At 39.4% G+C, this 216-nt stretch carries 1 protein-coding gene; it reads left to right on the forward strand.

Annotated features, from left to right (window positions below):
* Positions 1-216, forward strand: a 216-nt coding sequence (locus FH871_RS34495) for a DDE-type integrase/transposase/recombinase (protein WP_229317764.1), incomplete at both ends; no start/stop codon positions are given.

The following is a 216-nucleotide window of genomic DNA, read 5'->3' on the forward strand; positions in this document are numbered from 1 at the left end:
GAAATTATTGCCTATAATTTATCTACTTCTCCTAATTTACAACAGCTGAAAGCCATGCTTGAGGAGGCTTTTCCTGACAAAACCTATCAGGGTACTATCTTACATAGTGATCAGGGCTGGCAGTATCAGCACGCTTATTACCACCATTTCCTAAAAGAGCATAAGATGATACCATCTATGTCCCGTAAGGGTAACAGTTTAGATAATGGGATGATG

It is taken from the genome of Larkinella sp. C7, from assembly GCF_006149005.1.
In the GTDB taxonomy this organism is placed as follows: domain Bacteria; phylum Bacteroidota; class Bacteroidia; order Cytophagales; family Spirosomataceae; genus Larkinella.